We start from the raw sequence: 24,451 nt of genomic DNA, 5'->3' as shown, positions 1-24,451 counted from the left end.
AAATTACGCCTGCCATTGTCGCCAGCGTCCGCGTGCGGCGTGTGACGGTGTCACCTCGCGCACCTGCCGCCGCTGCATTGCCAGCAGCGGCGGCGAGCGTGTGCTCAGCGCCGTGCGGCGATGATCTTGCTCAGGTAGTCCGGCGTGCCCTCGACCCGCACCAGGTGCGGATACTGCAGGCCGTCGTGATAGTTCACCGGCACGTCGCGCACGCCGCCCTGGTACTTGAGCGTCAGCACGATCGGCGCGCTGCCGCCCTTGGCGTCGGCGATGGCCTGCTTGAGCGTGTCGCGGGAGTAGTCCTGGCCGTTGACCGCGAGCACCGTGGCGCCACTGCTGACCCCGGCCTTGAACGCCGGGCCGTCCCACAGCACGTCGTTGATGCTGGCGTCGTCGTTCATCACCAGGCCGATCGACCAGGCGAAGTTGTAGCGGTGCCGCGCCGACTGGTGGCGGCCGTCGTACTGCTTCTCGAATACGCTGGGCTGGTCGGTGTACACCAGCTTCCAACCGCTGGCCTGCAGGCCTTCCAGCAGCGGCGGATCCACCTGGTACACGCGTCGGTTGATGTAGTCGGCCCAGTCGTAGTGGACCACGCCGTCGAGCGCGGCGACGACGTCGTCGAAGGTATAGGTCTTGACCGCGAAGCTGCCGTCGTCGACGCCGAAGAACGCCTTGGCCACGTCGTCCAGCGACTTGCGCCCGCCGCTTATCGCGCGCAGCTTGGCGTCCACCGCCAGCCACACCATCTGCCCGCCGCTGTAGTAGTCCTCGCTCATCTGCCAGCTGCGGTAGGGCAGCGGTGCGCGGTGCGCGGCGGTGGGATCGTTGGTGGTGTCCTCCAGCGAGCGCCAGCGGAAGCCGGCGCGGTTGCGGTCGTAGTTGGCCGCGGTCATCGCCAGCGCGTCGCGGAACTGCTGCGGCGTCCACATCCCGGCGCGCGCGGTCAGCACATAGCCCCAGTATTGGGTCTGGCCCTCGTACACCCACAGCAGCGAGTCGCCCATCGGCACGTTGAAGGTGGGCGTCCACAGGTCGGCCGGGCGCCGGAACTTGCCGTTCCACGAGTGCGTGTACTCGTGCGCCAGCAGGTCGCGGTCGGGTGCGTTCTCGTCCCAGGCGCTGAAGTAATCGTCGCCCAGCCCGTTCTCGCTGGACTGGTGGTGCTCCAGGCCGTTGCCGCCGAGCACGTCGGACAGCGAGAACAGGAAGTCGTAATGCGCGTAGTGGTGCGAGCCGAACAGCTTGATCGCCTGCACCGGCAGGTTGCGGTGCACCTGCAGCTGCTCGGCGCTGATGTCCAGGAACCGCGGCGCGTCGGCGACCACGTCCAGATGCACCGGCGCGCCGCCGGCCGGGGTCAGGTCCACGCGCTTGAAGTAGCGCCCGGCGTAGATCGGCGAGTCGACCAGCGTGGTGAAGTCCACCGGCTTGAAGGTGGTGGTGGCGCCGTCGCGGCTGGCGGTCTCCAGCGCCGTGCCGAACTCCCAGCCGGCCGGCAGGGTCACGCTGGGCGCCACGGTGATGCCGCGGGTGTCGTGGCCGGCCGGGTACAGCGCCACCTTGTTCCACTCCAGCTGCAGCATCTTGTCGGTCATCTCGAAACCGTCGTCGCGCGGCGACAGATACTGGAAGCTGGCGTCGATCGCGCTCACGCCCTGCGGCACGTCGACGTGGAAGCTGTACACGTCGAAGGTGTCGCGGCGCCACGGCAGGGGCTTGCCGTTGGCGGTGAGGGTGAGGCCGGCCAGCATCGCCACCGGGCCGCTCGGCGAATGATCGCCGGGGATCCACTGCGGGTACTGCAGGGTCAGCCGCCCGGCGCTGACCGGGATGGTCTCGTGCACGCGGTAGATGCCCTGGCGCACGTCGCCGGCGTCCACCTGCAAGGTCAGGGTGCCGGAGTAGGGCGTGTCCTGCGGCGTCGGCACGTCGGGCGCGCGCACCACCTGCGCCTGCGCGGCGCCGGCGAGCGCCAGGCCGATGCCGAGGACCAGCGCCCGATCGGCGCGACGGGAGGCGGGGAAAGCGGTGGCGGACATGCGCGGCTCCGAAGGCAAGATGAGGTACGGAAGCGCGGAACGTTAGCACTTGCCGGCATCGCCGGCGTACCGGGTCTGCCTGGCCGCGGAAGCGCCAGGCGATGCCGTTCATGCGGGCACCGGGTGGGCTGATGGCGGTCGGGGCGCGGGGTGCAAAAATGACCTCGGCGACCTGTTGCATCGCCAGCGACTGAGTTGTTCTTGATCCGCCGCGGCCACAGCGGCGCCCGCGGGCGATCGGTCGTCCGGATCGCGCCGAAAGGCGTCCTCCATGCCGACCGTGGTCTTGTGAGAGCGGCTGCAGCCGCGCCGCGCGGTGATTGAACCTGCGATCAGGCCCTCAGCGATCACACCCTCAATGGAACCGGCGTTTTGCTCGAGGACACAGGCATGCCCCGGCAAGGGCATGCGTTCGATGCCAGGCGGCGCGGTCGATCGTCTGTACGCCGCCGTGTCCGTGTCGCCGCACGACTAGTCCTTCAGCGCCCCGTCGCTCGGATCGCTGGCGGCATAGGTCGAGGTCGGCAGTTCCGCAGCGTGCGGATGCCGCAGCGCCTCGCGCAGCGGCGCCGGCAGATGTTCGACCGCCAGGATCACCTTGCCGAAATGCACGTCGCGCACCGCGCTCGACGGCACCACGAAATCGCCGCCATTCTCGATGTTGACGACGAACGTCGCACCGCCGTCGCGCACTTCGCGCACCGCGCCGACACCGACCTCGCCGTCGGCGACGAAGACCATCTGACCTGCTTCCACACGCTCGGACATCGCGCACCGCCTTGTCTGGGAGAGAGCCCGCGCGGCCAGGCATGGGCGGCACGGTCGTTCGATGATCGGCCGCGTATGTGTTGCTGGACGGTGAATGCGGCGTGGCCTGCAGGTCACGACGTCGCCGCGGCCCGTGTGACCAGGCTACGCGCCGTTACGCAGCGCGATGCGATCATGCCGGCTCGACCGATGCCTGGGAGGGCAGGATGCGAAGCGAGAAAGAGAAGATGCTGGCCGGCGAGGCCTATCGGCCTAACGATGCGCAGCTGCAGGCCGAGCAGGACGCGGCCAGTGCCTGGATGCTGCGCTACAACGCGGCGTTGGCCGAGCCGCCGGCGCGTCGGCACGCGCTGCTGGTCGAGGGGCTGGGTTCGGTCGGACACGGCGCGGTGGTCCGGCCACCGTTCCATTGCGACTACGGCTACAACATCCATCTCGGCGAGGACGTGTTCCTCAACTTCAACTGTGTGATCCTGGACGTGGCGCCGGTGCACATCGGTGCCGGCACCCAGATCGGGCCGGCGGTGCAATTCTATGCCGCCGATCACCCGCGCGATGCCGCGCAGCGCGCCGAGGGGCTGGAACTGGGGCGGTCGGTGACGATCGGGCGCAACGTCTGGATCGGTGGCGGCGCGATCGTACTGCCGGGCGTGCGCATCGGCGACGACGCGGTGATCGGCGCCGGCAGCGTGGTCACCCGCGACGTGCCCGCCGGCGCGCGCGTGGCCGGCAATCCGGCACGCCTGCTGAAGCCGCACAGCGACTGAATTTGATCCGGGTCAAGGAAGGCGCTGCGGATCGGGTGTGCAATGCTCTCCCAGCCGCCGCGCGCGGCGTCACCGGAGCATCCCATGTACCAGCGCATCCTGATCGCCATCGATGGTTCCGAGTTGTCCGCCAAGGGCTTGCAGCAGGGACTGGCGCTCGCCGCCACGCTCGGCGCGCAGGTGGATATCGTCACCGTGTCCGAGCCGTGGGCGATGGGCATGTACGACGCCATGGGCTGGAGCGTGGGCTACGAGGCCAGCCCCGAATACCGCCAGGACCGCGAAGCCGGCGCGCAGAAGATCCTGGCGCCGGCGCTGGCCGCCGCCGCGGCCACCGGAGTGACCGCGCACGGCCGCCACGTGCTCGACCGCTACGCCGCCGAGGGCATCATCGACATGGCCGTGGCCTGCAAGAGCGACCTGATCGTGATGACCTCGCACGGCCGCCGCGGCATGAGCCGGGTCCTGCTCGGCAGCCAGACCGCGGAAGTGCTCGCCAACAGCCAGGTGCCGGTGCTGGTGATCCGCTGAGGCATTGACCGGCCCACGCCGGGGGCGGTGCGGGCGCTGAAAGTTCGAGGCCCGCGTTCGGTGGTTGCCGGCACGGCGCGCTGCGGCGCCGTCGCGCACCGTGCACAGCGATCAGGTGGTGGTTGACCAGGCCGGCGACCGCTACCGCGAATGACGCCTCGCGGCGTGGCGCAAGCCGCCGCGATGCAATTGCCCACGCATGGCTTCCGCCGCGTCCGGCCTCCTGTCGTCGCCGAGCACCGATCGCGTTGCTTCCGGCGCGCATCATGCTGCTGCCCAGGGACGTCGATTGCGTGCGTCGCGGCCATGGCGCGACCGCGACCCAGTCGCGCCGTAGCGCGTCTTCTCTCGGCCGCGTTTCCCTGCGAGCGCGTGTCATCGCGCCCTCCCCGCAGGATCAGGCTTGCGCCGATGGTCCGCTGTGCCGCGCGCGGCGACGCTGTTCCCGCCGGTTCCGCCGCGACCATTCACAGGCCTGGATCCGCACGCGTTCGAAGGGAAGCGTGGCGGTTGTCATGCGCCCACGAACGCGGCGGACGACGGCGCATGGATCGGCGCGGCGCCGCCGGCGCTCACCACACACGACTGAGGAGAACGTGCATGACCATCAACACCGAAGGCTATTACGTCAACGGCGGCAAGTGGAAACTCGGCGCCGAAGGCCAGATCACCGGCCAGGGCAAGCAGCAGCATTCGGAGATCGGCGTCTACAACGCGCTCGGCAAGAAGGCGGCCGCGGGCCCGTACCTGATCGTGCAGGATGCGTTTCCCTGCGCCGTCTGCGATGCCACCTTCAAGAAGCAGGCGCTGCCGGTGCTGGTCAAGGTGACAGCCAACAACGGTTCCTACTCGGCCGACCAGGGCCTGGGCCTGAGCCCGCCGGCCAGCATCTATCCGTACTACCTCTGGTACCACAAGGGCACCAAGACCGCCGGCACCGCGACCGCACCGGCCGGGTTCCCGGCGATTCCGGCCTTCGCCGACGTCTAGGAGGCGGCTGTCGGGCTGCGGCCAGCGCATACGCCTGGCCGCGCCGGGTTTGGGCTGTCGGCGGGCTTGCGACGTGTGCGGTTGTCATCCGGCCGTTCGTCGGATGCGCACGCATGCCGCCTCGCGCTGTCGTTCTGCAGCGCGCTTGGCATGTGTCACCAGCTGTAGAGCTTCCAGTACACCGGCGATACGTTGTCCTTGCTGCCGTCCACTTCCATATGGCCGTCGCCGTTGCGGTCGTACAGGTAATAGGCCGGGCCGCGCGCCGGGGTCACCTTGACCATGCGCAACTGGCCGCCCACCCGGTACTCGTCGACGGTGTCGCCGTTCTCCATCTTGCGTTGGGTCGTCTCCGCGCCGCGTACGTCCACCGGCGCGCCATCCGGGCCAAGGCCGGTGGAGGCGCAGCCCGCCAGCAGCAACAACGGGACCAGGATCAGGGCTTTCATGACGGTGTTCTCCACGGGCAGGACATGACGCAGAGTATGCGCCGAGTAGTCGCATGCGGTGTGCGAATGGCAAGGGCGGATGGCAGGCTTGTGGGTCAAGTCAGCGAGTCGCTTTGCGCCGGACCCTCACCCCAACCCCTCTCCCGGTGGGAGAGGGGCTTTGGCTTGTCCTTCTCCCCTCTGGAGAAGGTGCCCCGCAGGGGCGGATGAGGGTACGGGCGCAGCCGCGTGGACCAAGTCAGCGAGTCGCTTCGCGCCGACCCTCACCCCAACCCCTCTCCCGGTGGGAGAGGGGCTTTGGCTCTCCCTTCTCCCGTCGGGAGAAGGTGCCCCGCAGGGGCGGATGAGGGTACGGGCGCAGCCGCGTGGACCAAGTCAACGCGTCGCTGCGCGCCGGACCCTCACCCCAACCCCTCTCCCGGTGGGAGAGGGGCTCTGGCTTGTCCTTCTCCCGTCGGGAGAAGGTGCCCCGCAGGGGCGGATGAGGGTACGGGCGCAGCCGCGTGGACCAAGTCAGCGCGTCGCTTCGCGCCGGACCCTCACCCCAACCCCTCTCCCGGTGGGAGAGGGGCTGTGGCTCTCCCTTCTCCCGTCGGGAGAAGGTGCCCCGAAGGGGCGGATGAGGGTACGGGCGCAGCCGCGTGGACCAGGTCAGCGCGTCGCTTCGCGCCGGACCCTCACCCCAACCCCTCTCCCGGTGGGAGAGGGGCTTTGGCTCTCCCTTCTCCCCATTGGGAGAAGGTGCCCCGAAGGGGCCGATGAGGGTACGGGCGCAGCCGCGTGGACCAAGTCAGCGCGTCGCTTCGCGCCGGACCCTCACCCCAACCCCTCTCCCGGTGGGAGAGGGGCTACACGCCACAGCGTAGAATTGGCCGATGAGCCGATTAGTCCTGATCGACGGGTCCAGTTACCTGTATCGCGCGTTCCACGCGCTTCCGCCGCTGACCAATGCCGCCGGCGAGCCCACCGGCGCGCTGTTCGGCGTGGTCAACATGTTGCGCGCCACCCTCAAGGAGCGCCCCGAGTACGTGGCCTTCGTGGTCGATGCGCCGGGCAAGACCTTCCGCGACGACCTGTACCCGCTGTACAAGGCCAACCGGCCGCCGATGCCCGACGAACTGCGCGCGCAGGTCGAGCCGATGTGCCAGATCGTGCATGCGCTGGGCATCACCATCCTGCGCCAGGACGGGGTCGAGGCCGACGACGTGATCGGCACGTTGGCCCTGCAGGGCGCCGGCGACGGCCTGGACGTCACCATCTCCACCGGCGACAAGGATTTCGCCCAGCTGGTGCGCCCGGGCGTGCAACTGGTCAACACCATGAGCGGCAGCCGCATGGATTCGGACGCGGCGGTGATGGAGAAGTTCGGGGTCTGGCCGCACCAGATCGTCGACCTGCTGGCACTGATGGGCGATGCCATCGACAACGTGCCCGGGGTGGAGAAGTGCGGCCCCAAGACCGCCGCCAAGTGGCTGGCCGAATACGGCTCGCTGGACGGGGTGATCGCCCACGCCGACAGCATCAAGGGCAAGATCGGCGAGAACCTGCGCGCGGCGCTGGAGCGCCTGCCGCTGAACCGCGAACTGGTCACCATCAAGACCGACGTGGCGCTGGCCGGCGGGCCGCGCACCCTGGGCCTGCGCGAACAGGAGCCCGAGCAGTTGCGCGGCCTGTACCAGCGTTACGGCTTCACCCAGGCGTTGCGCGACCTGGATGGCGGCGTGGCCGCGCCGGAAGCCGCCAGCGAGGCCACGCCCAGCCTGCGCGGCACCGCCGCCGGCTATGCCCGGGCCGCGGCGCCTGCCGCCGATACGGCGCTGGACCCGGCATTGGCCGCCAAGGGCGACTACACCGCGGTGACCACTCCCGAGCAGTTCGAGGAACTGCTGGTGCGCCTGCGCGCCGCCGACGGCTTCGCCTTCGACACCGAGACCGACGCGCTGGACGCGATGCGCGCCAACCTGGTCGGCCTCAGCTTCGCCACCGAGCCGGGCCGCGCCGACTACCTGCCGCTGGGCCACGACTATCCCGGTGCGCCGGTGCAACTGGACCGCGCGCTGGCGCTGGCGCTGCTCAAGCCGCTGCTGGAAGACCCGGCCAAGGCCAAGGTCGGCCAGCACGGCAAGTACGACCTGCACGTGCTGCGCCGCCACGGCGTGGAGGTGCGCGGCTATGCCGACGACACCATGCTGGAGAGCTTCGTGCTCAACTCCACCGCCAGCCGCCACGACATGGACTCGCTGGCCAGGCGCTACCTGGGCTACGACACGGTCAAGTACGAGGACGTGGCCGGCAAGGGGGCCAAGCAGATCGCCTTCTCGCAGGTGGCCATCGACGATGCCACCCGCTACGCCGCCGAGGACGCCGACATCACCCTGCGCCTGCACCGCACCCTGTCGGCGCAGCTGGACGCCGAGCCGGCGCTGGCGCAGGTCTACCGCGACATCGAGATGCCGCTGGTGCCGGTGCTGGCGCGGGTCGAGGCCAACGGCGTGTGCGTGGACATCGCCGAGCTGCGCAAGCAGAGCCAGGACCTGAGCCAGCGCATGCTGGCCGCGCAGCAGAAGGCCACCGCGCTGGCCGGGCGCAGCTTCAACATGGATTCGCCCAAGCAGCTGCAGGCGGTGCTGTTCGACGAACTGAAGCTGCCGGCGGTGTTGAAGACCCCCAAGGGCCAGCCCAGCACCAACGAGGAGGCGCTGGAGGCGATCGCCGACCAGCACGAGCTGCCGCGGGTGATCCTGGAGTACCGCGGCCTGGCCAAGCTGCGCAGCACCTACACCGACAAGCTGCCGGAGATGCTCAATCCCGACACCGGCCGCGTGCACACCAGCTACCACCAGGCGGGCGCCGCCACCGGCCGGCTGTCCTCCTCCGATCCCAACCTGCAGAACATCCCGATCCGCACCGACGACGGCCGCCGCATCCGCCGCGCCTTCGTCGCCCCGCCCGGGCGCAAGCTGATCGCCTGCGACTATTCGCAGATCGAGCTGCGGATCATGGCCCACCTGTCCGAGGATCCGGGCCTGCTGCGCGCCTTCGGCAGCGGCGTGGACGTGCATCGCGCCACCGCCGCCGAGGTGTTCGGGCGCAAGCTCGAAGAGGTCACCGGCAACGAGCGCCGCGCCGCCAAGGCGATCAACTTCGGCCTGATGTACGGCATGAGCGCGTTCGGCCTGGCCCGCAACCTGGGCATCGGCCGCGGCGAGGCGCAGGACTACGTGGCGCTGTACTTCAGCCGCTACCCGGGTGTGCGCGACTTCATGGAGCGCATGCGCGAGCAGGCCCGCACTCAGGGCTACGTGGAGACCCTGTTCGGCCGCCGCCTGTACCTGAACGACATCAACGCCCGCCAGCAAGGCCTGCGCGCCGGTGCCGAGCGCGCTGCGATCAACGCGCCGATGCAGGGTACCGCCGCCGACATCATCAAGCGCGCCATGGTCGGCGTGGACGCCTGGCTGCAGGACCACCGCGACCGCGCGCTGATGATCCTGCAGGTGCACGACGAACTGGTGTTCGAAGCCGATGCCGACTTCGTCGACACCTTGCTGCCGGAAGTGACGGGGCGGATGTCCGCCGCGGCGGAGCTGAAGGTCCCGCTGGTGGTGGACAGCGGCGTGGGCGACAACTGGGACGAGGCGCATTGACCGCCCGGGTCCTGGACATGCTCCAGGGCCCGGCCTGGTGTTGCGGTGTGTTGCGTAGACAGCGTGCGCGTCGCCCGCTGCGAATGGAATCCGGTTTTCGGACGGATTATCCCGCCAGTGATTTTCGCTTTCCCATTCGCGTTGTTTTTTTGACCCGATCGCGCGCTGAAAGCCCTGAAATGCCAACTGGCGTCACACCCTGAAACACCCGGCACTGCAGCGTTTGAACGGAATTTTGACGCGGTGTATTTCGGGCGAAGTTTTGGGAATGAATCCGTCCTTAATCTGACAAATTTTTAACTTAAATCTTCACGAACGAGCAAGGTGGGAAATGTTCTTATATCCCTCGACAGGCGCAATACCTGTCGCGGATCTCCTCCCATCCCCTGGAGCAGATCCAGGAACGGCGACTCCTCCCCAAGTCTCCGTTCCCTGGCCCCGCCGACCTCCCCCTGGTCCGCGGGGCTTTTTTATGCCCGCAGTTTTATTGACGCCGCGCCGGCGGCGTGCGCTGCCGTGCTCAGCGGCGCGCGTCGGTGGGCTGTTGCAACTGGTAGAGCGCGTCGTCCAGGGTATCCAGCTGCGTGGCCAGCAGCGCGCGGGCATCGTGCAGGCCGCGGTTGTAGTAATGCGCGCCGATGCGCTCGGCGACGAAGTCGAGCAGGAATTCGGCCTCGAACGCGCCGACCTGCTGCTGCAGCTCGGTGCGCAGGTAGGCCTGCAGTTGTTCGGCGATGGCGCGCTTGTCCTCGCGGCCCAAAACGGCAGTGCGCGCTGGCGTGCTCATGCCAGCCAGTCGCGCGGCACCAGGTACTCGGCCAGGCGCGCCTCGGCGCTGCCCGGTTCGGGCTGGAAGCCGTATTCCCAGCGCACCCGCGGCGGCAGGCTCATCAGGATGCTCTCGCTGCGGCCGCCGCTCTGCAGGCCGAACAGGGTGCCGCGGTCGTAGACCAGGTTGAATTCGACGTAGCGGCCGCGCCGGTACAGCTGGAACTCGCGCTCGCGCTCGCCCCAGGGCAGGCCGCGGCGGCGTTCGACGATCGGCAGGTAGGCGTCGAGGAAGCCGTCGCCGACCGCGCGCTGGTAGGCGAAGTCGCGCTCGAAATCGGCATGCAGGTCGTCGAAGAACAGGCCGCCGACGCCGCGGGTCTCGTTGCGGTGCTTGAGGAAGAAGTACTCGTCGCACCAGCGCTTGTGCGCCGGATAGCGGTCTTCGCCGAACGGCGCGCACAGGTCGTGCGCGGTCTGGTGCCAGTGGCGGGCGTCCTCGTCGAACGGGTAGTACGGGGTCAGGTCGAAGCCGCCGCCGAACCACCAGGCCACTGTGGCGCCGTCGCGCTGCGCTTCGAAGTAGCGCACGTTGGCGTGGGTGGTGGGGATGTACGGGCTGAGCGGGTGGAACACCAGCGACACCCCGACCGCGCGCCAGGAGGCGCCGGCCAGTTCCGGGCGGTTGGCGCTGGCCGAGGGCGGCAGGCGGGTGCCGGCGACGTCGGAGAAGCCGATGCCGGCCTGCTCGAACAGCGCGCCATCGCGCAGGATGCGGGTGCGGCCGCCGCCGCCCTCCGCGCGCTGCCACAGGTCTTCGGCGAAACGGGCCTGGCCGTCGGCGGCCTCGACCGCCGCGCAGATGCGGTCTTGCAGGTCAGTGAGATAGTCGCGGACACGGTCGAAGGTATGCATGCCGCCATTCTAGAAGCTGCCTGTGTCAGGCGTCAGCGCCGGGCTGCGCGGACCGCGCAGCCCGGTCGGCGTGCGTCAGCGGTGGAACTCGGCGCGGATCGCGGGGCGGCACAACTGGTAGACCAGCCAGCCGTGCAGGCCGGCGAAGACCAGGGCGGTCAGCGCGCCGCTGACCATGAGGGTGATGCGGCTCAGGGCCAGGTCGTGCTGGAGCTGTTGCGGGTCGAAGGCGTGCTGCGGCGCCCAGGCCTGCAGCAGGTCGAGCAGTTGCCACAGCAGCGGCAGCACCGCGAAGTTGGCTGCGGCGGTGACCACCAGGAACACGATGAAGGCCCGCCGCGCCCAGTCGCGCCGCTGCAGCAGCGCCCACGACGCCGCAGACAGGCCCGCGGAAAGCAGCGCCGACAGCCAGGACAGCGCCAGCGCATGGGCCACGCACCATTGCAGCAGCGGCGGCAACGGCAGGCCGGCCTCGCGCAGCACGCCCTCGATCGCCCCGTTTGGCAGCGCCATCAGCAGCAGCGCCTGGCCCAGCGAATACAACAGCGACAGCACCCCCAGCAGCAGCGAGAGCTTGGCCATCGCATCGATGGTCTGGTTGCGGGCGGCGGTCAGGGGCAGCGGCGGGGGCGGCATCGGCGGTCCTTCGGGGAGGGGCGGCGCTGGTGCCATCGCGCCGGCGGCCGTCCGGCAAGGATAGGGACGACGGACCAGGGCGCAAGCCGGGTGGTGCGCGAGGGGGGGGGGCACGCCTGTGCCGGTGCGCGGCCTCTGGTCAGGGCACGGCCGATGCGGTGGTCGCCAGGAGCGGGGCGACGCGAAGGTCGTGCCGATGCCGTCCGCGTGCGGACGGCCTGGCTGCGAGCGCTCGCGTAGCAGCGGCTTCAGCCGCGACGGGCCTTACCGGGAAGGCCTCGTCGCGACTGAAGTCGCGCCCACAGGGGCGTGCGGCGAGTCCGCCGGGTGCACTGTGGGAGGGACTTCAGTCCCGACGCATTGCGCCATCGGAAGGCTCACCACGTCGCGCGTCGCGGCTGCATGGCAGTTGACCCTACGGAACGGCGCGATGCGTGACGGACACCGGTGGTCGGCGCTGTCCCGCAGGCGCCCCGCGGGACAGCGCCTGCCGCACGTCGACGGCAGGCGCCTCGGCGTGCGGCCGGCTCAGCGCAGCTCGCGCTCGAACAGCTTGAGGATGCGCTTGTACTCGTCCAGCCAGGAATCGGCGCGGGTGAAGCCGTGCTTCTCCAGCGGGTACGGCGCGATCTCCCAGTTGTCCTTGTGCAGCTCGATCAGCTTCTGGGTCATGTCCACCGAGTCCTTGAAGAACACGTTGTCGTCGACCATGCCGTGGGCGATCAGCAGGTGGTCGCGCAGCCCGCTGGCGTACTCGATCGGCGAGGAGGTGCGGTAGGCCTCCGGGTCCAGGTCCGGGGTGTTGAGGATGTTGGAGGTGTATTCGTGGTTGTACTGGCTCCAGTCGGCCACCGGGCGCAGTGCGGCGCCGGCCTTGAACGTGCCGGGGCTGCGGAACAGCGCCATGTAGGTCATGAAGCCGCCGTAGGAGCCGCCGTAGATGCCGGCGCGGCCGCGGTCGCCCTGCTTGCTGTCGACCAGCCAGTCCAGGCCGTCCAGGTAGTCCTCCAGCTCCGGATGGCCCATGTCGCGGTAGATCGCGGTGCGCCAGTCGCGGCCGTAGCCGGCGCTGGCGCGGTAGTCCAGGTCCAGCACGATGTAGCCCTTCTGCACCAGCAGGTTGTGGAACATCTGCTCACGGAAGTACGGGGTGTAGCGCGACGACACGTTCTGCAGGTAGCCGGCGCCGTGCACGAACATCACCACCGGATAGCGCTTGCCCGGCTCCGGCTGCGCCGGACCGTAGTACTTGCCCCAGACGGTGCCGGCGCCGTGCTTGGACGGCACCTGCACGAACTGCGGCTGCACCCACTGGCGTGCCTTGAACGCGGCGCTGCGGGTGTCGGTGAGCACGCGCGCGTTGCCGCCGGCGGCCGGCAGCACCGCCAGTTGCGGCGGCAGGTAGGGGCCGGAGTAGTGCACCAGCAGCTGCTGGCCGTCCGGCGACAGCGCGAAGTCTTCCACGCCGTCCAGCGAGGTCAGCTCGGCGACGCTGTCGTTGCGCAGATCGAGCTTGCACACCTCGTAGTCGCCCGGCCACTTGCGGTTGCACAGAAACAGGAAGCCCTGGCCGTCGGCGCTGACCACCGGCGCGGACACTTCCCACTTGCCGGAGGTGCGCTGGCGCGGCTTCTCGTTGCCGCGCTGGGTGTACAGGTGCGAATACCCTGACTGCTCGGACAGCAGCCACAGCGTCTGGTTGTCCGGCATCCAGCCGAAATCGTTGAAGCTCCAGTTGATCCAGGCCGGATCGGTCAGGCGGTGGCGCGGCTGCAGCACCGCCTTGTCCAGGTCGACGCTGGCGATCCAGCGGTCCTTGTTGTCCACCGCGCGCAGCAGCACGGCGACGTTGCGGCCGTCCTCGCTCCAGTGCATCGAGGCGCCGCTGCCGTCGCCGTCGGTTTCCACGCGCACCGCGCGCGGGCCCTGCAGCGGCTCCTGCTTGGCCGCCTTGCGCAGCGCCGCCAGCGGATCGGTGCCGATGCCGGGCAGCACCGACAGGTCGAGCTTGCGCGCGCTGCCGGCCACCGCATCGACCAGCCACAGGGTCTGTGCCACCGGCGAGTTGCGGCCGACCAGGGTGCGCGCTTCCTGGAACTCGGCGTAGCCGGATTCGGTCACGTAGCGCGGCATCTTGCTGTCGCGGCCTTCCTCGGCGCCCTTGGCGTGGGTCACCACCAGCAGGTGGCGGCCGTCCGGCGACAGCGCGCTGTCGTCGACCACCACGTCGTCGCCCAGGTACACCGGCGCCGGCGCGCGGCTGCTGTCGGCGCGGCGCCAGGCCTGCTCCTGCTGGCGCAGCAGTTCGCGCTGCGCGCGATCGCGGGTCAGGGTTTCCAGGGTGCGCAGCTGCTGGTCGCGCAGCACGTCGGGCTTGGGCGCAGCGTCGGGATCGCGCTCGGCCTTCAGCACCGCGGCCTGCTGCACGCCGCCGCCGGGGCTCCAGCGGTACCAGTCGTTGCCGACCCGCCACAGCGCGCCGCCATCGGTGGTGAACTGCGGCCGCGCGGCGGCCTGATTGCTGCGGGTCAGCTGGGTCAGCGCGCCACTGCGCAGGTCGCGCAGGAACACGTCGCCGTTGCGCACGAACAGCATGCGCTGGCGGCGTGCGTCGTAGACCGGATTGGCCGCGTCCAGGGCGCTGCGCTGGGCGTCCTCGACCCGCTGCGCGGCGCCGCCGTCGACGCCCTGGCGGTAGGTGTCGCGCACCGGGCTGCCGGTGCGCTTGAGCTGGTACTGCACCTGGTGCCCGTCCCAGGCCCACCAGGCGTCCTCGACCGGCGGCCCGATCCAGTCCGGATCGGCCATGGCCTGCTCGATGGTCAGCGGGGCGGGGGCATCCTGGGCCGCGGCCAGCGGCGGCAGGCAGGACAGGGACAGCAACGCAACAGCGCTCAGGGCGAGACGACGCATCTGGAATTCCGGGCGAACGGCAAACCGCAAGCGTAGCAGCCGCCAGGGCGGCGGCGATTGCGCCGTTGGTCATGGGCGGGGTCTTGCATCTTTTGGTGCCCAGCGATTTTGATACCAAAAGAGCATGCTTTTCGTCATGACCATTCTTCTTGGACTAGACTTTTGTAATCGTTCAATTGTTCCTGAAATGAAAATTTTCGCGACAAGCAAAGCACAAATCGGCTTGCAGGGTGGGTAGTCGCGCCTGACATTCATGGGAATTCAATCCATCCGTGCGCGAAGCGCACGGATGGATCTTTAGTTGAAGTTTCGGGTTACTTGGAGAACGGGTCCCGCTTGAGTGTCCTGATCAAAGAATAGGCATTGCCGGGAAATTATTGTCTGATGAAAAGGTTCATAAAAGCTACTGCTGAGGCGTACTGCTCTTCGTAACAGACAGCGGTCGCGCCATCTTATCGTACGCAGTAACAGTCCACTCGAACCTTTCGCCGTCCTGTATTATTACCTTCTTCTTAATGGGCGAAATAAGGCCCATCAGTCCACCTGGGTTACTCCGAGATGGCATCGCCAAAATGCCCGCCCAACCTAGAAATCCCTCTTCATTAGCGTGGCTATACTCCTGGGTAACCTCTCTTCCTGGTTGCACTGTATTGAGAAGAAATCCTTCGTTAACTGAATACTGGTTTCCAAATGTGTAGCGCGTCACAACGCCGCTGGGGTCAGTGACGTCCACCCATTTGGTGGTGGGCGAACTGTTTGTGCAGGTATTAGTCCCCATCTGGTTGGGACTTTTATAGCATCCGTTGGCGGGGCTATAACCGTAAGTCCAGGTCAACGGTGCAGAAAGGCCAGGGCCTGAAATGCTTTTTGATGTTACTGACCAAAGATAATAAGTCGCTGGATAGGCTTCAGAGGAGTTGTCCCAAAAGTTGGTATTAGGATCATATTTTGTGCCGCAACTGTCGGGAGTCTGCGAACGTCCGTGCAGCGTTGGCGCTGCATCAAACGTCGCAATAGCGCCGCTAGGATGTCGCATCACTGCATGCATTTTCTTGGTGGTTGGATCACCCGGATAATAGCAATGCGAATGATTGCCCGGGACACTGCCTTCATCATAAGATGCTGCACTGAGGTCCACGCTCGTGAAATCCCAATACGATTTGTCAGGATAAATGATCCTGTTTTCCGAATAGCTCCATACTTTGTCGCCACTGCGCACTTCAGTAACCTGGCCGCCAGACCAGCTAAGGTCCAGTCGTCGTCCGTCGCTTGCACGAATGCTGTTTAATTGCCACGGATTTGAAGAATCCCAATCGTATGTGACGGTATTGCCGAACCGGTCTCGTGCGCTGGTAACTAAAAGAGCATACTCTTGCCTCCTCATGACCCATTGCACGAGTTGCTGCGATCCTTGAGTGACCCAATATTCGGATTTTAGCAATGGAACCATGGGTCGGATAGCCATATGATTAATGCGATAAACAACGCCATCTGTGGTATGCACTTCAAACCCTTCACTGGTGCCGTCTTCTGAGGGTATACAGCTAATTACATAGCCGTCTTTGGTGCGGAGTGGATAGTTTGCGCCATCTGTAGGCCTCGGCCATCCGAAATCAGTTCCATCGTAGTTATAGGAGTTGAATATAGGTTGATCCCCGGAAGATGGGAGGTATAGAAATGTTCCGAACCAGAACTCCTCAGGCAAAAATACTTTTGTTGATGCTATGCCACTAGTAGCTTTAACGACTTCGGCAGCAGGCCACCAAAAATTTGAGCACCGTTTGCTTGGATCATTTCCTTTGCTAGTTGACCAGCCGCGTGCCTCAGAAAAAACTCCGTGAATACTAGGAATGGCCAACTGCCAGCCGCGATAAAAATTATCGGCTAGCGGTCGTTCGCCCATTTTCAACTTCCTTCTGATCGCGACATCTAACACATTATTGCCGGGTAAAATCGCATCAGTCTGAAGGAACTCCAGTGATCCCGTGTATAGACCAATGCTGTCACCAAACATTTCATCAGGATCGAGCCTCGTTACATCAGAGCGGGCAGTTAAAGCCTTTGAATACTCATCTTGAACTTTCGGGAAATTTTGCGCAGAAGCTGCAAAGCTCGCAATAAACGTCACCGAAAAAGCTATCCTAGTTCTCACGCATGACCCCCTTAAGCAATAAATTCCAGTGTCAACTTGCAAGCGCCATTGCCTGCAAGCTTTTTGATTGGCCCCAAATGCTTTATAAGCATAGCATGGCATTGGAGTGCTGATGGAGGGGCGTTACTTTAGCGATCAATGGTAATGACGCGATTGGCCCCGGCTTCTCATCGTTGATCGGCAAGCGCCTAAAGTGGAGGGGCCGCACTAGGCATGTCGACGGCAAAGGGGTATGCTGCTCAAGGCGCTGAGGGGAATTTTCTGTGCGTGAGGTGATATACCGCTGTCACCATGATTGTTGACGCGATGATTTATACGCCCGTTGGTGGGTTGTAGATTATTGTGGAACTTAGGGGGGGTATATGCGAGTAATTTCTACTTTTATCGTGCTGACTGTTGGGGCATGCGGATTTGCATGCGCCGCGAGCAAGCAGGAAAAAACGACGTACTACGACAATCTATCGTCGTGGGTATTGGGCCAAGTTGCCGATGTCACCGATGTCCAAACCTCCATCGTGGAGGTAAAGTACATCTATGATCCGGCATCGTCTTTGCTAGTCCAAGAATATCGCTTTGGCAAATTGCTCAGTACATCGAGCTACAACGCAGATGGCACATTGGCGTCGTTGAAAGACGGAAACGGCAATGTCACCGCAATGTCCGGCTGGAAGCGTGGCGTGCCACAAACTATCGCCTTTGCCGATGGGACGAGGCTTTCGGCCTCGGTCGACGACAATGGCTGGATTCGGTCGGTGGCCGATCAGCTCGGGAACGTCACGACCTACGACTACGATGCGGTCGGGCGGCTGACGAACATCGCTTACCCTTCTGGCGACAATGTGGCATGGAACGCCACCGCATTGTCGTTCTCACAAGTCAATGCAACGGAGTACGGCCTTGCTCCCGGCCACTGGAAGCAAACCGTGTCGACAGGCAATGCGCGCAAGGAGACCTACTTCGATGCGCTCTGGCGACCGATCGTCACGCTCGAATACGATGCCGGTGCAGGCGCGACACAGCGGTTCCAACGCTTCGCTTACGACCAGGATGGCAGGCAGATCTTCGCTTCCTACGTCGGAGTGACGGATAACCTGAGCACCGGTAAATGGACGACCTACGACACATTGGGGCGCATCGTGTCGGTGTCGCAGGATTCGGAACAGCAGTTGCTCACAACGCTGACGGAGTATCTGCAGGGCAATCAGACACGTGTCACCGATCCGCGTGGCAACCAGACGGTAACTGGCTACCAGGTCTTCGACAAGCCCGATTACAGCGCACCGATCTGGATCCAGCATCCGGAAGGCGCTTACACCGACATCAACCGCGACATCTTCGGCAAGCCCTTGTCCATCCGCCGCCGCGACGCCAATGGCACCGTGTCGGTGACCCGCAGCTATGTCTACGATGGCTATCAGCAGCTGTGCAAAACGGTGGAACCGGAAACCGGCGCCACCGCCAACGGCTACGACGCTGCTGGCAACCTGGTATGGAGTGCGTCTGGCCTCTCGCTGCCCAGTAGCACGTCGTGCGATGCGGATTCAGCCTTCGCCTCCGGCCGTCGGGTCGATCGTAGCTACGACGTGCGCAACCGGATCAAGGCGCTGAGCTTCCCGGACGGCAATGGCAACCAGTCCTGGAGCTATTGGCCCGATGGCGCGGTCAAGCAGATCACCACGCTTAACAACGGGATTGCCACCTACAACAGCTACGCCTACAACAAGCGTCGCCTGCTGATCGCTGAAAGCCAGGGCCAGGCCGATGGCGAAACCTGGGCAATGGGCTATGGCTATAACGCCAATGGTCATCTGGCGGTGCATCGCTATCCGTCGGGGCAGACGGTGGACTACGCGCCCAATGCCCTGGGCCAGCCCACCCAGGCTGGTGGCTACGCCACCGGCGTGAGCTACTACCCGAATGGCGCGATCAAGCAGTTCACCTACGGCAACGGTATTGTCCATACCCTGACGCAAAACGCGCGCCAGCTGCCCGAGACCAGCCAGGATGCCTATAACGGCGTCGCGTTCCTCAGCGATAGCTATAAGTATGACGTCAATGGCAACGTGGCCAGCATCAGCGACGGCGCCACCGGGCGGGGGGGTCGCGGCAATCGCAGCATGACCTACGACGGTCTGGATCGCTTGGTTAAGGCTGAGTCCCCGATGTTCAGCGTCGCGACCTACAGCTACGACGTCCTCGACAATCTGAGCCACGTCGTCGCGCCGGGGCGGGATCACTATTACTGCTATGACGTCAATTGGCAGCTCACCAACGTCAAAACCAGTGGTTGCGGCGGCAGCACGGTCATCGGCATGAGCTACGACCCGCAAGGTAACCTCAGCAACAAGAACGGCCAGGCCTTCGTGTTCGACTACGGCAACCGTTTGCGCCAAGCGACCGGCAAGGAGACCTACCGCTACGACGGCAACGGCCGCCGCACGCTGGCGCTGCAGAGCGCCGGCAACATCGGCTCGCTGTACGACCAGTCCGGGGCACTGCGTTTCCAGAAGAACCAGCGTCAGTCAAAGTCCACCGACTACATCCTGTTGGGCGGCAGCCTGGTTGCCGAAGCCGACTGGCCGCTGGGCCAGCTCGCTTCCGTCAAGGACTACGTGAGCTGGAACCCGGTCTCCGGCGCGACCCGCTACGTGGTCGAAGAGAGCGTGGATGGCGTCACCTGGACCGCGGTGTATGACGGCAGCCAGGGCAACTGGACCTCACTGGCCAGGCCGGCGGGCACCTACTCGTATCGGGTGACGGCATGCACGGCGGACGGCAACTGCACCACGGCTTCGAACGTGACCCATGACCAGCGGCCTACGGTGGATATCGTGCCGTTGCTGTATCAGCTGCTGTTGAACGGCTAAGTCCAGCCGGGTGACGGTTGAAGCTCTTTGCTGTTGCGGCCTGAAGGGCCGTAGACATTAAAAACGACGAACAACGGATTAAAAAAGGGGATGAAATGAACTTGAAGATGATGGGGCTGCTGTTGGCAATCGCAGCATCATGTTTTTCTTACGAGGCGCACGCTGCCATGCAGGTGGTCTGGACGGGGAAAATTACTTATGTCGAGAATGGTTGGGATGGCGAAGGGATGGCGATCCATACCTCAATCGATGGCCCATCTGGATGTTCCGCTCCCCTGAATGACTTCGCGATTGACAAGAATCATCTAGCTTACAAAGAGCTGACGGCGTTGGCGCTGGCTGCTTACACCAGCAATACGGATGTCGAACTTCTGGTCGACTCGGGTGTATGCCTTTTCGGCAATCGCACCAAAGTTATTTCCATACGGCTGAAGAAGTAAGGAGTTACGAGGGTGGTCAAGCCTCGGTGTATGGCAAAGATCGATTCCAATTTCGGGAAGAAAAGAAATATGAAATATGAAAGAGGCTTGCTATTGATGCTCGCTTTGCTAAGTTGGCAAGCATCGGCAAACGAATCGATGCAGAACCTCGATGTCGTGCAATTGGGCACATACCAAGCCCACGCCGACCATTTTGTCTGGCTGTCAGACACGCCAGCGGAATGCAAGGCTACCGGAAACCCCGTCCTGCATTTTCAAGATGATCAGCCGGGTGGCAAGGCCTTGCTGGCCGTCTTGATGACGGCATTGGTGAACAAGCGTAAGATTGATGTACAGACTAGTGGCTGCGATCTCGTTGAGGTCTATTTGAAGTAAGCCTACTTTGGCGGAGTCTGCACCGTAGATTTCGTTGGGTATGCTGCACCGCAATGTTGCTAGAGGAAGCGTTGTCGATCCGACTTCCATGAGAAAAGTCGACTCTACATCGCACATCTATAGTTCCAACCCGCAGGACGAGTGATGTCAAATTTCCAAGGGATTCGTGCGGCACTGAGTGTTATGGCTGTAGTCGCCCTGCCATTGCTCGTTGCCTTCAGCGCTTCAGCGCAGACTGTTCGCTATGTTCATACTGACGGCCTGGGATCTCCCGTGTTGATGATGGATAAGGATCGCAATGTTGTCGAGCGTAGCGAGTATGAGCCGTATGGAAGTTTGTTGAATCATCCGATCATGGATGGCCCTGGTTATACCGGGCATGTCATGGATACTTCGACTGGAGTCGCATACATGCAGCAGCGCTATTATGACCCAGGCGTTGGCAGGTTCTTGAGCGTTGATCCGGTTGAGGCAAATGGCAAAACGGGCGCAAACTTCAATCGGTACAAGTACGCGCTGAATAACCCTTATCGTTTTACCGATCCAGATGGACGTTGCGAGAGTATTGCAACATGTCAAATGATGCGTGACGACTTGGACTTAATGTCGGGGCGCATGACTCAGCAAGAAGCTGCTGATCGAAGGGATGCACGTGGAGTTGGTGCGCTTATCGCTGCTCCGATTGGGTTCGCAACTCTGGCAGCACCGGAAGTGGCGGCTGGTAGCGGTTTTATGGCAACAGTCAAAGCTCTGTTCGGCTTTGGTGAACGTAAAGCCGCACAGCAGGTTCTTCAGACGACTGCACATGGTGCAGAGCGGCTTGCTGGACAGGCCGCTACTCGAGGAGGAGTTCTGTCGGCCCAGGAAGTGCGAGTTGTTATGCAGACGGGGCGCACTATGACTCAGGCAGATGGTGCGGCAGTCCGAATTGTGACTAACGAGGCTGGCCGTTCAAGCGTTGTCGTTAGCGGAGAACGCGGTGTAATCACAACGTTCAAGAACATTTCTGAGAAATCCCTCAATAGATTGGCGAAACGTTATGGCTGGGAATAACCCCGAACGAGAGGTCTTGTGTTGCTTTTGCGGAATTTGGCTGGCAGAAGCCAAGGCTATAAGGCTTGATCTTATGTTCGATATGGAGTCGCAAGAGTTGTTTGCGCACAGGTACTGCTTGGTTTCGCGGGTTCATCCATCCATTCCACTACATCCAGATCTATTGGATGATTAGAAGTTGCATAATTAACCAGAATCGGTCAATGCAGGGATTTGACAAGGCAAAGACTATTGTAGAGTTTGGAAAAATAAAGATATTTATGGTAATCGCTGCTAAGTAGTTGAAGTATAGGGTTATTTGATGCCCGTAAGCAGCGCGGCTTTATCACACTTGCCATACATAGAAACGAACAGAATCGACATTAGCGGACTTGTCTTCTTTCATGCTTGGCGGCTGCGGTCGGCAATCGGTGCCGAATGGCGAGCCGAACACTTCATTGACGGCGCGCTGTCTTGCTTGGATAACGCTTTACCTGTTCAAGTTTTAGTTTCGGTGCCGGCTATGCTTGGCAGCGACCTCGCTTATGCACTCGACGCATCCACTCTGGCCCCTAGGTCACGATGTAGCGTGAATCTCGGCACTGCCCTGACCGCCCGCCGCTGCGACAAACCGTCACATCCCATTTCGCCGCGGCGCACCAACAATAGGCATCGTTTCCGCTGCCTCAGGCGCTACCCATGGACGCCCTGCTGCTGTCGCGCATCCAGTTCGGATTCGTCATCAGTTTCCACGTGCTGTTCCCGGCCTTCACCATCGGCCTGTCGAGCTGGCTGGCGTTCCTTGAGTGGCGCTGGCTGCGCACCCGCGACACGGTGTGGCGCGACCTGTACTTCTTCTGGCTGAAGATCTTCGCCGTGTCCTTCGGCATGGGCGTGGTCAGCGGCATCGTGATGAGCTTCCAGTTCGGCACCAACTGGGCGGTGCTCAGCGAACGTGCCGGCAACATCCTCGGCCCACTGCTGAGCTACGAGGTGCTGACCGCGTTCTTCCTTGAGGCTTCGTTCCTCGGAGTGATGCTGTTCGGCTGGCACAAGGTGCCGGAGAAGCTGCACTTCCTGGCCACCTGCCTGGTCGCGATCGGCACGCTGATCTCCACGTTCTGGATCCTGTCGGCCAACAGCTGGCTGCAGACGCCGGCCGGCTACGCCGTGGTCGAGGGCGTGTTCTACCCGGCCAATTGGCGCGAGGTGATCTTCAACCCGTCGTTCCCGTACCGGCTCACGCACATGGTGCTAGCCGCGTTCATCACCACCTGCTTCGTGATCGGCGGTGTCAGCGGCTGGTACCTGCGCCGTGGCGAGCACCTGGACGCGGCCGGACGCATGCTCAAGCTGGCGGTGGCCTTCGCCGCGATCGCGCTGCCGCTGCAGATCGCCGCTGGCGATGCGCATGGCCTGAACACGCTCGAGCACCAGCCGATCAAGGTGGCGGCGATGGAAGGGCACTGGCACGGCGAGGCGCCGGGGCAGGGCGTGCCGCTGGTGGTGTTCGCGGTCCCCAACGAGACGGCGGAGCGCAACGATTACGAGGTGACCATCCCGCGCCTGGGCAGCGTGATCCTGACCCATACGCTGGATGGCGAGATCACCCCGCTGACCGCGGTGCCGGCGGACGAGCGGCCGCCGGTGAAGCCGGTGTTCTACGCGTTCCGGGTGATGGTCGGGCTGGGCATGGCGATGCTGCTGCTGGCGCTGGTGTCGCTGTTCTTCTGGTGGCGCGGCACGCTGCTGCGCCGGCGCGCCCTGCACCTGGCCTGGAACGCAATGCTGCCAGCCGGGTTCGTGGCGCTGGTCGCCGGCTGGTTCGTCACCGAGATCGGGCGCCAGCCGTACGTGATCTACGGCCTGCTGCATACCCGCGACGCGGTCAGCCCGGTCAGCCCGGCGATGGTGTGGATCTCGCTGAGCGTGTACGTGCTCGCCTATGCGCTGGTGTTCGGTTTCGGCAGTTGGTACATCCTGCGCATGCTGCGCCACGGGCCGCTGCCGCACGAGCCGGCGCCGCGGATGCAGGAGGGCGACAAGACCCCGGCGCGGCCGCTGTCGGCGGCCGACGACGACATCGAGGAGACCCGCTGATGGACATGGCGACCGTATTGCCGGTGATCTGGTTCGGCGTGATTGGCTTCGGCGTGCTGATGTACGTGCTGCTGGACGGCTTCGTGCTCGGCCTGGGCATCCTGGCGCCGTTCGCCGAGGACGAGGACCAGCTCGACCTGATGATGAACACCGCCGCGCCGATCTGGGACGGCAACGAGACCTGGCTGGTGCTGGGTGGTGCCGGCCTGCTGGCGGCGTTCCCGAAGGCCTATGCGGTGGTGCTGTCGGCGCTGTACCTGCCGGTGCTGATGATGCTGATCGCACTGGTGTTCCGCGGCGTGGCTTTCGAGTTCCGCTTCAAGGCGCGCACTTCCAAATATTTATGGGGTTGGGCGTTCGCGCTGGGCTCGCTGTGCGCGGCGTTCTGGCAGGGCGTGATCCTGGGCGCGCTGGTGGAAGGCATGCCGCTGCAGGACGGCAAGTACCTGGGCGGGGTGCTGGGCTGGTTCAGCCCGTTCTCGATGCTCACCGGCGCGGCGGTGGTGTTCGGCTACGCGCTGCTCGGCGGCAGCTGGCTGATCCTCAAGACCGAAGGCGCGATGCAGCACATCGCCCGTACCCTGACCCGGCCGCTGGTGCTGGTGGTGGTGGTGTTCATGGGCCTGGTCAGCGCCTGGCTGCCGTTCCTGGACTCGCGGATCATGGCGCGCTGGTTCCACGACGGGAACTTCTGGTGGTTGTCGCCGGTGCCGCTGCTGGTGCTGGTCAACGCGGTGGCGCTGTGGCGCGCGGCGATGGCGCAGGGTCGCGATGCGCGCCCGTTCGTGTTGACCCTGTGCTTCTTCGTGCTCGGCTTCTTCGGCCTGGTATTGGGCATCTGGCCGAACATCGTGCCGCCCGGGCTGACCATCTGGGAAGCGGCCTCGCCGCCGTCCTCGCAGGGTTTCGTGCTGGTCGGGCTGGCGGTGCTGCTGCCGGTGATCCTGGGCTACACCGCGTGGTCGTACCGGGTGTTCCGCGGCAAGATCACCGCCGACACCGGCTACCACCACTGACGGCGGCCGCCGCGGCGGCCAGCCGGCTTGCCAGCGGCGGCGG

Annotated in this window: 18 protein-coding genes; 10 read left to right on the top strand and 8 right to left on the bottom strand. The window is 64.6% G+C overall.

Annotated features, from left to right (window positions below; all coding sequences use genetic code 11):
- Nucleotides 1–104 precede the first annotated feature (104 nt).
- Together GGR64_RS08620 and GGR64_RS08615 are read right to left on the bottom strand one after the other, a co-directional pair.
- The gene (locus GGR64_RS08620) at nucleotides 105–2,042 is read right to left on the bottom strand and encodes a M61 family metallopeptidase (RefSeq protein ID WP_184645146.1); all 1,938 of its coding nucleotides are present in this window, start codon (nucleotides 2,040–2,042) and stop codon (nucleotides 105–107) included.
- 471 nt (nucleotides 2,043–2,513) lie between these two features.
- Nucleotides 2,514–2,810, bottom strand: coding sequence for a hypothetical protein (locus GGR64_RS08615; protein WP_260302953.1), 297 nt, complete (start codon nucleotides 2,808–2,810; stop codon nucleotides 2,514–2,516).
- 206 nt (nucleotides 2,811–3,016) lie between these two features.
- Here GGR64_RS08615 and GGR64_RS08610 point away from each other — a divergent pair, with 206 nt between their 5' ends.
- From GGR64_RS08610 to GGR64_RS08600, 3 genes are all read left to right on the top strand, one after another.
- Complete coding sequence (locus GGR64_RS08610; RefSeq protein WP_184645144.1) at nucleotides 3,017–3,577, top strand: sugar O-acetyltransferase; 561 nt, start codon at nucleotides 3,017–3,019, stop codon at nucleotides 3,575–3,577.
- Nucleotides 3,578–3,661: 84 nt separating this feature from the next.
- Nucleotides 3,662–4,108 carry a universal stress protein gene (locus tag GGR64_RS08605; RefSeq protein WP_184645142.1) on the top strand — a complete coding sequence of 149 codons (447 nt, stop codon included), beginning with the start codon at nucleotides 3,662–3,664 and terminating at the stop codon, nucleotides 4,106–4,108.
- Nucleotides 4,109–4,708: 600 nt separating this feature from the next.
- Complete coding sequence (locus GGR64_RS08600; RefSeq protein WP_160969485.1) at nucleotides 4,709–5,098, top strand: hypothetical protein; 390 nt, start codon at nucleotides 4,709–4,711, stop codon at nucleotides 5,096–5,098.
- A gap of 155 nt (nucleotides 5,099–5,253) precedes the next feature.
- Here the strand turns inward: GGR64_RS08600 and GGR64_RS08595 are convergent, their stop codons facing one another.
- Nucleotides 5,254–5,547: a DUF2782 domain-containing protein gene (locus tag GGR64_RS08595; RefSeq protein WP_160946949.1), complete on the bottom strand. Its 294-nt coding sequence runs from the start codon at nucleotides 5,545–5,547 to the stop codon at nucleotides 5,254–5,256.
- An 875-nt stretch (nucleotides 5,548–6,422) separates the two neighbouring features.
- On the opposite strand from GGR64_RS08595, the gene polA reads away from it, so the two are divergent.
- Nucleotides 6,423–9,194 carry a DNA polymerase I gene (gene polA, locus GGR64_RS08590; protein ID WP_184645140.1) on the top strand — a complete coding sequence of 924 codons (2,772 nt, stop codon included), beginning with the start codon at nucleotides 6,423–6,425 and terminating at the stop codon, nucleotides 9,192–9,194.
- A 520-nt stretch (nucleotides 9,195–9,714) separates the two neighbouring features.
- Here the strand turns inward: polA and GGR64_RS08585 are convergent.
- From GGR64_RS08585 to GGR64_RS08565, 5 genes are all read right to left on the bottom strand, one after another.
- Nucleotides 9,715–9,981: a DUF2164 domain-containing protein gene (locus tag GGR64_RS08585; RefSeq protein ID WP_160969481.1), complete on the bottom strand. Its 267-nt coding sequence runs from the start codon at nucleotides 9,979–9,981 to the stop codon at nucleotides 9,715–9,717.
- Nucleotides 9,978–10,877, bottom strand: coding sequence for an oxygen-dependent coproporphyrinogen oxidase (hemF, locus tag GGR64_RS08580; RefSeq protein ID WP_160969479.1), 900 nt, complete (start codon nucleotides 10,875–10,877; stop codon nucleotides 9,978–9,980). The genes GGR64_RS08585 and hemF overlap by 4 nt, the downstream gene beginning before the upstream one ends.
- Nucleotides 10,878–10,952: 75 nt before the next feature.
- On the bottom strand, nucleotides 10,953–11,513 hold the full coding sequence (locus tag GGR64_RS08575; RefSeq protein ID WP_184645138.1) for a hypothetical protein: 561 nt from the start codon (nucleotides 11,511–11,513) through the stop codon (nucleotides 10,953–10,955).
- 528 nt (nucleotides 11,514–12,041) lie between these two features.
- Nucleotides 12,042–14,426 (bottom strand): S9 family peptidase, encoded by a 2,385-nt coding sequence (locus tag GGR64_RS08570; protein ID WP_184645136.1) that lies wholly within the window; start codon nucleotides 14,424–14,426, stop codon nucleotides 12,042–12,044.
- Nucleotides 14,427–14,829: 403 nt separating this feature from the next.
- Nucleotides 14,830–16,554, bottom strand: a complete 1,725-nt coding sequence (locus tag GGR64_RS08565) for a wall associated protein (RefSeq protein ID WP_184645134.1) — start codon at nucleotides 16,552–16,554, stop codon at nucleotides 14,830–14,832.
- A 386-nt stretch (nucleotides 16,555–16,940) separates the two neighbouring features.
- On the opposite strand from GGR64_RS08565, the gene GGR64_RS08560 reads away from it, so the two are divergent.
- The 6 genes from GGR64_RS08560 to cydB all read left to right on the top strand — a co-directional run bounded on the left by GGR64_RS08560 (nucleotide 16,941) and on the right by cydB (nucleotide 24,408).
- Nucleotides 16,941–19,445, top strand: a complete 2,505-nt coding sequence (locus GGR64_RS08560; RefSeq protein WP_184645132.1) for an RHS repeat protein — start codon at nucleotides 16,941–16,943, stop codon at nucleotides 19,443–19,445.
- Between the two features lie 95 nt (nucleotides 19,446–19,540).
- Nucleotides 19,541–19,885: a hypothetical protein gene (locus tag GGR64_RS08555; RefSeq protein ID WP_184645130.1), complete on the top strand. Its 345-nt coding sequence runs from the start codon at nucleotides 19,541–19,543 to the stop codon at nucleotides 19,883–19,885.
- Nucleotides 19,886–19,915: 30 nt separating this feature from the next.
- The gene (locus tag GGR64_RS08550; RefSeq protein ID WP_184645128.1) at nucleotides 19,916–20,260 is read left to right on the top strand and encodes a hypothetical protein; all 345 of its coding nucleotides are present in this window, start codon (nucleotides 19,916–19,918) and stop codon (nucleotides 20,258–20,260) included.
- 144 nt (nucleotides 20,261–20,404) lie between these two features.
- Nucleotides 20,405–21,313 (top strand): RHS repeat-associated core domain-containing protein, encoded by a 909-nt coding sequence (locus tag GGR64_RS08545; RefSeq protein WP_184645126.1) that lies wholly within the window; start codon nucleotides 20,405–20,407, stop codon nucleotides 21,311–21,313.
- Nucleotides 21,314–21,991: 678 nt separating this feature from the next.
- Nucleotides 21,992–23,392: a cytochrome ubiquinol oxidase subunit I gene (locus GGR64_RS08540; RefSeq protein WP_184645124.1), complete on the top strand. Its 1,401-nt coding sequence runs from the start codon at nucleotides 21,992–21,994 to the stop codon at nucleotides 23,390–23,392.
- Complete coding sequence (cydB, locus tag GGR64_RS08535; RefSeq protein WP_184645122.1) at nucleotides 23,392–24,408, top strand: cytochrome d ubiquinol oxidase subunit II; 1,017 nt, start codon at nucleotides 23,392–23,394, stop codon at nucleotides 24,406–24,408. Before GGR64_RS08540 ends, cydB begins: the two co-directional genes overlap by 1 nt.
- Nucleotides 24,409–24,451 lie beyond the last annotated feature (43 nt).

Origin of the sequence: Xanthomonas sp. 3307, from assembly GCF_014199735.1 — a bacterium.
Lineage (GTDB): Bacteria > Pseudomonadota > Gammaproteobacteria > Xanthomonadales > Xanthomonadaceae > Xanthomonas_A > Xanthomonas_A rydalmerensis.
This window is presented reverse-complemented; position numbering and strand designations above follow the sequence as displayed.